This is a genomic window from Vibrio vulnificus CMCP6, assembly GCF_000039765.1.
GTDB lineage: Bacteria > Pseudomonadota > Gammaproteobacteria > Enterobacterales > Vibrionaceae > Vibrio > Vibrio vulnificus_B.
In genome coordinates, this window is sequence record NC_004459.3 from 2,050,009 (window position 1) to 2,062,925 (window position 12,917).

Below are 12,917 nucleotides of genomic sequence, written 5' to 3' on the forward strand. Positions count from 1 at the left end.
ATTCTCTTATTCTTTTCCTATTTTACTCTTTTACTCTTTTACTCTTTTACTCTTTTCCTAGCTTCCTAGCTTCCTAGCTTCCTAGCTTCCTAGCTTCCTAGCTTCCTAGCTTCCTCGCTTCCTCGCATTTCGGCTTGGATAAATTCGATATCAACGCATTATCAACTTCCCCCTTAATGGCAAGTTGATTGACTTGATGGCTAACGAAAGAGCAGGTTGATAATTTTATTGCTATGAGTTTATGTTTTTAGGTTTTTTCTTAACTATCTGAAAACGTTGATTTATGTATTGGGTGTTTATCACCTTGATATCAAGAAACTCATTTTTGTCTCATCATTTTATTGATAATCGTAAGTTTATTTTTTTTATCTGCTTTGGGCGTAATCTCCACTTCGAACATTAACGGGGTCACGGAGAAAGTTTTCTCTCTATCGCGTTAATAACATCAAAAGAGCAGCGACAAGGTTGCTTCGCGTTGCGGTTATTTATTCGTTTGAGTTTTGTAACTTAAGTTGAATCGAGTTGGAGATGTTATGTCATCTAATACTAAGAAAATCGGCCTAATTGCCTGTACAGGTGTCGTGGCTGGTAACATGATGGGCAGTGGTATTGCCTTACTTCCTTCTACACTGGCGAGTGTAGGTTCTATCTCTATTTTTAGTTGGGCGATTTGTATTGTTGGTGCATTGAGCCTGGCATTCGTGTTTGCTCGTTTGGCAACCAAAAACCCTCAAGAGGGTGGCCCTATTGCGTATGCAGGTGAGGTGTCACCAGTGTTTGGTTTCCAAACGGGCGTGCTTTACTACCACGCGAACTGGATTGGCAACTTAGCCATTGCCATTACCGGTGTTTCTTACTTATCGGTTTTCTTCCCAGTACTGAATGACCCAATTCCAGCAGGCCTTGCGACCATCGCTTCTGTTTGGGTGTTCACGCTGGTTAACTTGCTCGGTGGTAGCTGGGTAAGCCGACTCTGTACCGTTGGTTTGGTACTGATTTTGGTTCCAGTATTAGGTACAGCGCTCTTTGGTTGGACGCACTTCGACAGCGCTATTTACAGCCAAAACTGGAACGTTTCTGCAGGTAGCGATGGCCATGCGATCATCACTGCGGTACTTATCTGTCTATGGTCTTTCGTGGGTGTGGAATCTGCGGCGGTATCATCAGGTATGGTTGAGAACCCAAAACGCACAGTACCACTTGCGACTATGCTAGGTACTGCGATTGCCGGTGTGATTTACGTGCTGTCTACTCAAATGATCAGCGGTATGTTCCCAGCTTCTGAAGTGGCTGCATCAGGTGCACCATTTGCGTTGGCGACCACTGAACTGTTCGGTAGTTGGACTGCGCCATTTGTCTCTGCGTTTACTGCGTTGGCGTGTTTCACCTCTCTTGGCTCTTGGATGATGTTGGTGAGCGAAGCGGGTAAACGTGCCGCAAACGACGGTAACTTCCCTAAAGTGTTTGGTGAAACCGACAAAAACGGCGTGCCTAAGAAAGGTTTGGTTATCGCGTCTAGCATGATGACGATGTTGATGTTGGTACTGATGTTCTTTAGCTCAGAAACCGCGCACGCTTCAGACATGTTTAACCAATTAACCACTGACGCAGTACTACTCACCATGCTGCCTTACTTCTACTCAAGCATTAACTTGATTCGCTTCGAAGGTATGACAACTCGCAATACATTCGTGATGTTGTTCTCGGGCATTGCTAGCTTGTTCTGTATGGTTGCCCTAGCAGGTGCAGAAGGTTCAACCCTCACCGCAACCTTCATCATGTCTCTCATCATCTTGATGTTCTACAGCAAGAAAACAGGCTTGGCACAATACATGGCTGCCCATCCTGAAGAAGCTTCGGCTCAACACTGATTGATTCCGCTGGCGGACTGCCACGCCAGCGCTTCCTAATTTCATCACGGCGCTCGTCTTACTCACTGTGACTAATCACAGAGAGCGCCCTTTTTCGTCTTGGAGATGTCCAAATGAATATTTTCGCTATCTTGAACCACATGGGTGTGTTCTTTAAAGAAGAGCCAGTTCGCCAATTGCATGCAGCACTTGAAAAAGCCGGTTATGAAGTTGTTTATCCAGTGGATGACAAAGATTTGATCAAGATGATCGAAATGAACCCGCGCATTTGTGGTGTGCTGTTTGACTGGGATAAATACTCGCTTGAGCTTTGTGAGCGTATTAGCCAAATCAACGAAAAACTGCCAGTACACGCGTTTGCTAACGAGCAATCAACGCTGGATATTTCGCTTACCGATCTACGCCTAAACGTGCATTTCTTTGAATACGCATTGGGCATGGCGGACGACATCGCCATCAAGATCAACCAAGCGACACAAGAATACAAAGACGCAATTACACCACCATTCACCAAAGCGCTGTTTAAATATGTGGAAGAAGGCAAATACACCTTCTGTACTCCAGGTCACATGGGTGGTACGGCTTTTCAAAAAAGCCCAGTCGGCAGCATTTTCTACGATTTCTACGGTCCAAATACTTTCAAAGCGGACGTGTCGATTTCTATGCCAGAGCTAGGCTCACTGCTTGACCATTCAGGTCCACACAAAGAAGCGGAAGAGTACATTGCGCGTACGTTCAACGCTGACGCATCGTACATCGTGACGAACGGTACTTCGACGTCAAACAAAATTGTCGGCATGTTCTCTGCGCCAGCGGGCAGCACGGTATTGGTTGACCGTAACTGTCATAAATCATTGACTCACCTAATGATGATGACGGACGTAACACCTATTTACTTCCGCCCAACCCGTAACGCTTACGGCATTCTTGGTGGTATTCCACAAAGTGAATTCAGCCGTGAAGTGATCGCAGAAAAAGTGGCTAAAACACCAGGTGCGAGCGCGCCAAGCTACGCGGTGATTACCAACTCAACTTACGATGGTTTGTTGTACAACACACAATTCATCAAAGAGTCTCTCGACTGTAAACACATCCACTTTGATAGTGCGTGGGTGCCTTACACTAACTTCAACCGTATTTACGAAGGCAAATGCGGCATGAGTGGCGAAGCGATGCCAGGCAAAGTGTTCTACGAAACACAATCCACTCACAAACTGTTGGCGGCGTTCTCGCAAGCGTCAATGATTCACGTAAAAGGTGAATTTGACCGTGAGTCGTTCAACGAAGCCTTTATGATGCACACTTCCACCTCGCCTCAATACGGCATTGTGGCATCAACAGAAACCGCGGCGGCAATGATGCGTGGTAACACGGGCCGTAAGTTGATGCAAGATTCAATCGACCGTGCGATTCGTTTCCGTAAAGAGATCAAACGCTTAAAAGGTGAAAGTGACGGTTGGTTCTTCGATGTTTGGCAACCAGAGAACATTGAGACAACCGAATGCTGGAAACTTGACCCTAACCAAGACTGGCATGGCTTCAAGAACATGGACGATGACCACATGTATCTTGACCCAATCAAAATCACTTTGCTGACTCCTGGAATGAGCAAAGATGGTGAGTTGGAAACCAGTGGTATTCCTGCTTCATTGGTGGCGAAATATCTTGATGAACGTGGCATTGTGGTAGAAAAAACAGGCCCTTACAACTTGTTGTTCTTGTTCTCAATTGGTATCGACAAATCAAAAGCGATGCAATTGCTACGTGGTTTGACTGAGTTCAAACGTGGTTACGATCTGAACCTAACGATTCGCACCATGCTGCCTGCGCTGTACCGTGAAGATCCTGCGTTCTACGAAGGCATGCGTATTCAAGAGCTGGCACAAGGCATTCACGATCTGACTCGTAAGTATCGTCTACCAGAATTGATGTACAAAGCGTTCGATGTGCTACCAGAGATGAAAGTCACGCCACACGCAGCTTGGCAACAAGAGCTTCGTGGTCAAACCGAAGAGATCTTGCTGAATGATATGGTGGGCCGCGTGAGTGCCAACATGATCCTTCCTTACCCTCCAGGTGTGCCTCTAGTGCTACCAGGTGAAGTGGTGACAGAAAGCTCTCGTCCAGTACTGGATTTCTTGGAAATGTTGTGTGAAATCGGCGCACATTACCCAGGCTTCGAGACCGACATCCACGGCCTATACCGCCAAAAAGATGGCCGTTACACCGTAAAAGTACTGAAAGACTGATTTGCCTGAAATTAGGTCAATGATTTAACGCAACGTGACTACCCCAATAGACGCGTGACCCAAAGAGAGCCAAACAAATGGCTCTCTTTTTTTTTGCACGGCAGATCCCAACGATTAATGAGAGAGGAAGTGAACGGTGCCTCGTTGGGTGTTTTTGGCGTTAAACAGCGCTTTATCCGCTTTGGAAATAAACTGCTCGAGGTCTTGGCTATCGCCCGTTAGGCTGGGATAAAACTGAATGCCGATGGTGAGGGTTAGGGTGTCGGCCACATGAGAATGTTGATTAGGAATGGCCAGTTTCTGAATCGACTGTTGCAGTGAATGCGCCCTAGACTGGCATTCCTCTTGCGAAATATCTTGGATGAAAACCAAGAACTCATCGCCGCCATAACGAAAGCAAATGCCATTGTGACCACTCCAGTTTTTTAGCGCCAGCGAGACCATGCGTAATGCTTTGTCGCCAGTAAGATGACCATAGGTGTCGTTGAGATCTTTAAAACAATCAATATCAACCATAAAGAGCGCGGCACTTTTGCCAGATTGTGCGGTATTGGCAATGGCGCTAGGAAGGTGCACTTCAAGTGCATAGCGATTGTAGAGTTGAGTTAAATGATCAAGGCAGGAGAGTTTCTCCAACTCCAGTTGTTGCCGTTCCAGTTTCTGCAGCGCCGTTTTGTATTCAGTGATGTTGCGCACGGTCCACAGCACCTTGTTTTCTCCAAATACCGGAATGACAAAGGCACTAAAATATTGCAACTCAGTCGGCCCCGCGACACCTTCAAAACAGTTGAGATCTTTCGGATGCAGCGCGTACTCCAACTCTTGTGGAGCTTGGGATTCGATCACTTGCGCGATCACGTCAGAAAACCATCGAGCTTTATCGTGAGGGAGCACTTCGAACTGATTTAAGCCAATCACATTGGCTGGGTCGTGGTGACGAGAAGTGTCGGTACCACCCCAAGCCTCAATGTAATAGCCATCGCCATTGATTAAGAAGGTTGGTTCAGGAAGCGCATCAAAAATGTGGTGAATGACCGCCGGGTTGTTGGCGATAACACGCGAAAAAATGGACTGTTCTACCATGCAGCGTACTCCTACCATTTCATTAACTTATAGCTCAATAGTGTGAGCGCCGCGTGACGGGGAACAAAATATTTGTCTTATTTGTAGTACAAGCTCGATCTAATCATTGATAGGTGAGGCCAATAAAGAAAATTGCCGATTCCTATTTAGTAAAAACAAGAAATTAGACGACACTTAAAGAAAGGGCAAAATGACACCGCAAAGGAGCACGCGATGAACTCACTCAAAGTAAAAGATTACATGACCCTACAAGCCGTCACCTTCACAGTTGACATGTCTTTAAGTGCCGCATTGAACAAAGTCATGAAAAGCGTGGTCATGGGTGGTCCGGTGATCAATGAAAAAGAAGAAGTGATAGGTTTCCTTTCAGAGCAAGACTTGCTGGATAAACTGGTGAAAGCCAGTTATCACTGCCAAGATTCGTACACCGTTGGTGAGTGCATGCACAGTGATGTGTTATCGGTTTCGTCTGATATGTCGATCATCGAACTGGCCGACATGATGAAAGTCGGCAAACCGAAAATGTATCCGGTGGTCGACAACAAAAAATTGGTTGGGGTGATCACCCGTCGCGATGTGTTAAAAGCGATTGGCCAAAGCCTCGATGATTGCTTCAAACATCCGGTTTAACCTTCATCTTAACCTTCCTTCTTACGATGAGCCCTCTAACGAGGGCTTACTTTTATAGCCGATTCCTTGCGGAGTGAAATAACGCTTGACCTTGGAGCTGACTCTAAGGTTTATGCTTACGCTGTACTCACCAATAAGGAAAATGTTATGTGCTCAAAACATACTGCTTGTCAGTCAAATAAAATCATTGCCAAACCGGCTGCGGTATCGAGCTGCAGCCCGAGCTTAGCCGCTAGCAAAATGACCGCAATTTCATCGGTAGCAGACAGTTGTTGCAGCTCAGATGCGTGCTCAAGCTCAGATCCGAATGAAGAGAGTGAGCGGCGAGAGGCCCCCTTAGCTCAAAGCGCGTCGGAGCGACAAAGTTGGCTCATCTCCGGTATGGATTGCCCGTCTTGCGCTCAGAAATTGGAAAAAGCCGTCTTGGGTGTGGCCGGAGTTCAGCAGGCGAAAGTGTTGTTTGCCACCGAGAAGTTGGTGGTGGATTTCGCTTCTACGTCATTAATGGCAGAGATTGAACAAGTCGCGGCAAAAACAGGTTTTCCAATTACGCTCGTTGGTTCATCGGCAGCGAAGGCAACTACGGCGCCTCAACCTCAAGGTTGGCTCGGTTTTGTTTACGCCAACTGGCACATTTTAGCCATTGCCTTTTCCATGGCTATCGCCGCTCTATTGGCGACGGTTTCCGAACCGTTAAGTAATGGTTTATTTGTTCTAACCTGTTTGGCGGGTTTATACCCTGTGGCGAAGAAAGCCGTGCGCCTTGCTCGCAGCGGAACCCCTTTCGCCATTGAGACGCTGATGAGCGTGGCGGCCATTGGTGCACTTTATCTTGGTGAAAGCGTGGAAGCGGCCATGGTTTTACTGCTGTTTTTAATTGGTGAGAAATTGGAAGCGTACGCCGCCTCAAGAGCAAGAAGTGGCGTTCAAGCGTTAATGGCCTTAGTGCCGGAAAACAGCATTAAAATTGTCGATGGTCAACGAGTAGAAGTGGCGGCAAGTGAGTTGATGCCAGGTGATGTGGTTGAAATTGCGCCCGGTTCTCGTTTGCCTGCGGATGGCTTGCTCCTTACGCTAACGGCCAGTTTTGATGAAAGTGCGTTGACGGGAGAATCGGTGCCCGCAGAGCATACCTCTGGTGCGAAGCTGATGGCGGGTGTGGTGGCTGTCGATAAAGTCGTGCGCATCGAAGTCACCTCAAAACAAGGTGAAAATGCGATAGATCGTATTTTGCATCTCATCGAAGAGGCGGAATCGCGCAAAGCACCACTGGAGCGTTTCTTAGACAAATTCAGCCGTTGGTACACACCATTAATGATGTTGGTGTCGTTGGCCGTGATCGTCGTACCGCCAATGTTCTTCGCCCAGCCTTGGGAAACGTGGGTGTATCGCGGTTTGGCTTTGCTACTGATTGCTTGTCCTTGTGCTTTGGTGATCTCAACGCCGGCAGCAATTACTTCTGGCCTTGCTGCGGCAGCCAAACGTGGCGCCTTGATCAAAGGTGGCGCGGCGTTAGAACAGCTTGGTAAAGTCGAAGCGGTTGCCTTTGATAAAACCGGCACACTTACACAAGGCAAACCGCAAGTGACAGATGTGGTGTCATTCCTCTATGACGATGAAACCTTGTTGAGTTTGAGCGCAGCGGTGGAAGTGGGTTCGAGTCACCCTTTAGCGGTTGCGTTGATTAATCACACCGAGAGTTTGGGTTACACCATTGCGGAAGCAACGGACAAAATGGCTCAAGTTGGGGCGGGCGTTTCCGGTTTCGTTGATGGTAAAAGCGTGGAGCTGGTGGCCCCTTCACGAGCCCAATTTCCACTCTCCTTGCAACTAGAAAGAGAAATTGTCCGCTTAGAAGGGCAAGGGAAAACCGTGGTGATTGTGCGTCATGATAGTGAGGCCATCGGGCTCATCGCATGGCAAGATACATTGCGCAAAGACGCAGCTCAAGCGGTGGTCGCGCTGGGTAAACTGGGCGTTTCTGCGGTGATGTTGACAGGTGATAACCCTCGCAGTGCTCAAGCCATTGCTCAGCAGATTGGCATTGATTACCAAGCGAGCTTATTGCCAGCAGACAAAGTCCACTATGTGGAGCAGTTTGCCGCAAGCAAGACCGTTGCCATGGTTGGAGATGGCATCAACGATGCGCCTGCCATGAAAGCGGCGAGTATTGGTATCGCCATGGGCGGAGGAACCGACGTCGCCCTTGAAACGGCGGATGCTGCGCTTACGCATAATCGCTTGGTTGAGTTGCCAAGCATGATAGAGCTCTCACGCGCCACAATGAGCATCATCCGTCAAAATGTCGCGTTGTCATTGGGTCTAAAAGGGGTGTTTCTTGTCACCAGCTTGCTTGGCATCACCGGGTTATGGGTGGCGGTATTAGCGGACAGTGGCGCAACGGCATTGGTCACACTAAACGCACTGCGATTGTTACGATTCCGTTCCTCAAATGAATAATAGACAGTGTGAATCTATAGAGCCCGCATTTATGATGCGGGCTTTTTGTTGGCATTTCTTATGCAATTTGGCTGAAAATTGCAGACAAAGTGTGATGCAAACCGGTTTTTCTAAGTAATAAGTTTTTGTTACATTCTTTCATTGTGACTCTGATCACTCCAAGTTGTGGGGAGGTTGAGTAAAGTGCATTTTTAGACCCCTACAAATTTATCTGAGCTTATTTTCAAGTAAGCCGCAATAAGGAGTGACTTATGTCTCAAGCTGTTTTCCACTTAGGTGTTACTGAAGCAGATCTTAACGGTGCAACGCTAGCGATCATCCCAGGTGATCCTGCGCGTGTACAAAAAATTGCTGAAGAAATGGAAAACCCAGTATTTCTAGCTAGCCATCGTGAGTACACCTTGTACCGTGCAGAGCTAGATGGCAAACCAGTGGTTGTTTGTTCAACGGGTATCGGCGGTCCTTCTACTTCTATTGCGGTTGAAGAGTTGGCTCAACTGGGTGTGCGTACTTTCCTACGTGTTGGTACAACGGGTGCGATCCAGCCGCATGTTAACGTGGGTGACATGATCGTCACGACAGGCTCTGTTCGTCTAGATGGTGCGAGCTTGCACTTTGCGCCAATGGAGTTCCCTGCAGTAGCTGACTTCGACGTGGCAACGGCAATGAAAGCGGCAGCACAAGAGAGTGGTGCAACGGTTCACACTGGTGTTACTGCGTCAAGTGATACCTTCTACCCAGGTCAAGAGCGTTACGATACCTTTACGGGGCGCGTAGTGAGCCGTTTCCAAGGCTCAATGAAAGAGTGGCAGGACATGGGCGTACTGAACTTTGAAATGGAATCAGCGACGTTGTTGACCATGTGTGCAAGCTCTGGTCTACGCGCGGGTTGTGTTGCGGGTGTTATCATCAACCGTACACAAAAAGAGATCCCAGATCACGCGACGCTAAAAGAGACGGAAGCTCGCTCTATCAAAGTGGTTGTCGAGTCTGCACGTAAAATGCTGTAATCACATTGCACTGATTGAATGAAGAAACCCCGAGGCAATCGCTTCGGGGTTTTTGTTTGTCGGTTGAAAAAACAATTGGTCTTTTAAGCCCCTCCAAGCAAGACGGGAATTAGATCCCGTCGCTACCACCTGCTTGTGCAAACCACTCTGTGAGATGCTTTTTCAAATCTTTCAATTCATCAGGGCCGATCAGCGCTAAGCCAAGATCCTCTGCACGGGTAATATCGTTGTGACGCAGTGGACGGAAGCTTACCAACATGGCTCTTGCTTGTAGGCCACCGAGTAGGTCACGCAGTGATTCAAGCTTATAAAGCGTATCGTCGCCGTCATCACGCATGCCCTTCGTCTTACATTCAATGATGTGCAGTTTATTGTTAACCACAGAGGCGACATCAAGCTCATTACGCACTTCGCGCTCACCAAGTTGACGATAGACCTGAACATTGAGCGAGTGGTCTTGAATGGTGGGCATGTCATCTTGGATCTGTTTGACGGTGCTGTGAACCAGTGTCTCTAACCATTCGCCATTGGAGAAACGACGAGCGTCTTCATTGGCAAAGGTAAGAATGCCGTTTTCGTAAGTGGCGATCTGCGCTTCCACCAAATCTGCCAGCAGCATATTCAGCTCGCGATAGCCTTGCTGCTTTTCAGATAACTCTACATCCAGCTTTTGCTCTTTGCGGCATGTCGTAGCGAGATAGTTTAAAGTCGCCAAACCAGGGCCTAATTCCAAAGCGTGACTGGCCCAACGCTCGCCGAGTTCATGCAATTTTTGGTCAAGTTGAGGTGGCAGTTCGACCTCATTGAACTCACCGCGCGCACCAAAGATAGTGAGATAATCAGCAACGGTAATGCGGTCTTGTACTTGAGTGTCTTCACGGCCATCAGGATAGAGCCAGCACAGTTTGTCGCTGTTTGGTTCAACCACAAAAATTGGCCAATGGTAAGTGCGGAATACCTCATAAACAGAAAGAAGGCGATGACGCAGGCCACAACTGGCGTTCAGTTTGACATCTTCCCCGCGGCTTTTGAGATCTTCAGCTAAGGCCTGAATAGATTGTTTGATCAAACGAGTATCGACGACAGAGGGGATGACAAACAGTTCGGAAGTGATATCACGCTGAGCAAGCACAGAATGAAGTCTTTGATACATATCGCGTTGAGACTCATCACCGATAAACACGATATGAGTGCTGACGGTACGCAGATCGAGGAGAGGAGTCACCAGTCTGACAGGGTCCTGATCAATGATACCAACGTGTACAGCCATAACATTTCCTTCTCAGTACGGCTTGCAAAAAATGAGGATGTGAAAGAGAGTGCAAGCGCCTGATCTCCATATGTAGACACAGCGCATAAAAAACAAGGGCAACTTTGTCAAAAGTTGCCCTTACCGGATGACTTTCCCCCGTTTGAGGGGATTTCTGTTGAAATTTAGAGCTTAAAGCGATGCACCAATTCAGTCTGTTGACTCGCTAAGCTAGAGAGGCTCTCGCTGGTGGCTGCGATTTCCGCCATCGCATGGTAACTACGGTCTGCGATGTTATTGATGTCTTCCAAGCTACGTGCAATAGAGGTTGACGTTTCGCTCTGTTCTGCGGCCGCTTGTGAAATGTGCGTACTCATTTGGCTGATTTCGATGATCAACGCCTGAATCTCTTCCATCGCGCCGTTGGCTTTCGAGGCTTGCTCTACCGACATCTCCATATCACTCATGCAACTTTGAATCACATGGCTTGCCGACTGCGAGCTAGACTGCAGATTGCTGATCATCGATTCAATTTCAGTGGTTGATTGGGTGGTCTTCGATGCGAGTACTCGAACTTCGTCTGCAACCACCGCAAAGCCGCGGCCTTGCTCGCCCGCACGCGCAGCTTCAATTGCCGCGTTGAGGGCAAGGAGGTTGGTTTGCTCTGCAATGTTGCGAATCACATCGAGAATCGAGCCAATTTGACCACTCATGCGTTGCAATTCAGAAACCGCGCTGACCGACTCGTTTAGGCGAGTCTCCAATTGATTGATGGTGGAGATATTGCTACTCATGATGGTACGGCCAGATTCAGATGCCGATTCCACTTTTTGCACCATTTCCAACGAACCTTGCGCGCTCTGGGCCACTTCTTGAACGGAGTGACTCATTTCGGTCATTGCAGTGGCTACGCTGGCGGTTTGCTCGCGTTGTGCATTCAGTTGGTTTTGCGCGTTGCTCGAGGTACGTTCATTGTTTGCTGCGGTGTCGGTCAGATTTTCTGCCGCATCATTCAATTTCACCAAAATGTCGTGCAGGCTATCTGCCAGTGTATTGATGTGGCCACTCACTCGACTGAACTCGTTGTTGTAACGAATTTCGATACGCTGCGTCATATCACCGTTGGCAAGCCCTTCCAAAGTGGAAAGAATACGTGTTAACGGCTCACGAACGCTGTGGGCAATGTGATAGCCCACAGCGGCGGCAAAAATGGTCACCGCAATGCCAATCACAATCGCTTTGAGCAAGCCTTGGTCGTACACTTCGCCTGCTTCAACCAAAGAGGTGTTGAGGTTGTCGGTTGCTGTTGTAGTAAAGGTTTCCAACAATCGCATCGCAGAGTCAACTTTGACCGCTAGGTTGGCGATGTTGTCATACAAAGCAGCTTTGGCTTCAAGGTAGCTGGCGTGTTTATCCAACACCCCGCCTTTTTGGCCCACGTCCTGAGTGAACTGCTCGACAGATGCATTGAACACATCTTTCAGTGATGGCAGTTGGGTAGTGAGGCCACGATAAGCGTAATTAAGGTGAGTGACCGCTTTCTTGTTTTTGTTCACTGCCTTTTTCACAAACTCAAGGTCTGAGCTAGCCAAGGCGTCTGAGGTGATCACTTCAGCATCTTTTAACTTAATGAAATAGCTTTTTGCCATCACTTTGACAGAAATGCTGGATTGGTCATCGACGTACTCTTTCATACCAACCGTCAGTTCGGTGTGAAGTTTTTGGAAGCGACGTGACGATTTTTGCACTTCTGCTTGTGCAGCAAACATCGCTTCATAGTTGTTCATTGCTTCATTGGCTTCCGCAAAGTAGCTGTTTTCAATTTCTCTGAGTTGAGCTAAAGACTCTGCGAGTGCAGGGTAGGCCTTGCTCGCGTTTTCCAGTTCGTTGAGCGTTTGGTTAAACTCAGTTTGCGATCTACCAAATTCGCTGCGCATCTGCGTCATGCGATCTTGGTTCTGCGTGGTGAGAAAATCTTTAAAAGATTTATCCGCAGATAACAACTCAACACTGGTTTGGTTGGATAACGAAACCAAAGGCAGTGAATTTTTCGAAACGGTTTCGAAGTTGGAATGAATTTGATTCATGCCATTGGTCATAATGGTGACTGTAACGGCAAACAAGACGATTATCAGCGCGAAGCCGGCATACATCCTTTTAATGACTGAGCCTTGCATACTTTGAGCCCTCTCCCACATGTAACAAAAGAAAAAAAGAAACGGAACCCGTCTCAAAAAACTAACAAAATTGTCATCATTGTATTGAGATTGAGATGAGCATTTTGTGGCGAGGGCTGCAAAAAAGACTTTATAGCAGGATGTTCTGTTGATAATGTTACGTGAACACTGTTTTTTATTGAGATGCA

Annotated in this window: 8 protein-coding genes; 5 read left to right on the forward strand and 3 right to left on the reverse strand. The window is 47.7% G+C overall.

Annotation, left to right across the window (positions count from 1 at the left end):
* The first annotated feature begins 533 nt into the window (after window positions 1-533).
* Window positions 534-1,871, forward strand: coding sequence for a cadaverine/lysine antiporter (gene cadB, locus VV1_RS09715; RefSeq protein WP_011079947.1), 1,338 nt, complete (start codon window positions 534-536; stop codon window positions 1,869-1,871).
* A 113-nt stretch (window positions 1,872-1,984) separates the two neighbouring features.
* Window positions 1,985-4,120 carry a lysine decarboxylase CadA gene (locus VV1_RS09720; protein WP_011079948.1) on the forward strand — a complete coding sequence of 712 codons (2,136 nt, stop codon included), beginning with the start codon at window positions 1,985-1,987 and terminating at the stop codon, window positions 4,118-4,120.
* Between the two features lie 114 nt (window positions 4,121-4,234).
* Here the strand turns inward: VV1_RS09720 and VV1_RS09725 are convergent, their stop codons facing one another.
* Window positions 4,235-5,221, reverse strand: coding sequence for a sensor domain-containing diguanylate cyclase (locus tag VV1_RS09725; RefSeq protein ID WP_011079949.1), 987 nt, complete (start codon window positions 5,219-5,221; stop codon window positions 4,235-4,237).
* A 195-nt stretch (window positions 5,222-5,416) separates the two neighbouring features.
* On the opposite strand from VV1_RS09725, the gene VV1_RS09730 reads away from it, so the two are divergent.
* The 3 genes from VV1_RS09730 to udp all read left to right on the forward strand — a co-directional run bounded on the left by VV1_RS09730 (window position 5,417) and on the right by udp (window position 9,303).
* Window positions 5,417-5,833, forward strand: a complete 417-nt coding sequence (locus VV1_RS09730; protein ID WP_011079950.1) for a CBS domain-containing protein — start codon at window positions 5,417-5,419, stop codon at window positions 5,831-5,833.
* A 147-nt stretch (window positions 5,834-5,980) separates the two neighbouring features.
* The gene (locus VV1_RS09735) at window positions 5,981-8,293 is read left to right on the forward strand and encodes a zinc/cadmium/mercury/lead-transporting ATPase (RefSeq protein WP_043920959.1); all 2,313 of its coding nucleotides are present in this window, start codon (window positions 5,981-5,983) and stop codon (window positions 8,291-8,293) included.
* A gap of 251 nt (window positions 8,294-8,544) precedes the next feature.
* The gene (gene udp, locus VV1_RS09740; RefSeq protein WP_011079952.1) at window positions 8,545-9,303 is read left to right on the forward strand and encodes a uridine phosphorylase; all 759 of its coding nucleotides are present in this window, start codon (window positions 8,545-8,547) and stop codon (window positions 9,301-9,303) included.
* Between the two features lie 109 nt (window positions 9,304-9,412).
* On the opposite strand, the gene VV1_RS09745 is transcribed toward udp, so the two are convergent.
* On the reverse strand, window positions 9,413-10,573 hold the full coding sequence (locus VV1_RS09745; protein ID WP_011079953.1) for a DUF1887 family protein: 1,161 nt from the start codon (window positions 10,571-10,573) through the stop codon (window positions 9,413-9,415).
* A 164-nt stretch (window positions 10,574-10,737) separates the two neighbouring features.
* Window positions 10,738-12,729 (reverse strand): methyl-accepting chemotaxis protein, encoded by a 1,992-nt coding sequence (locus VV1_RS09750; RefSeq protein ID WP_086016920.1) that lies wholly within the window; start codon window positions 12,727-12,729, stop codon window positions 10,738-10,740.
* Window positions 12,730-12,917: the final 188 nt, after the last annotated feature.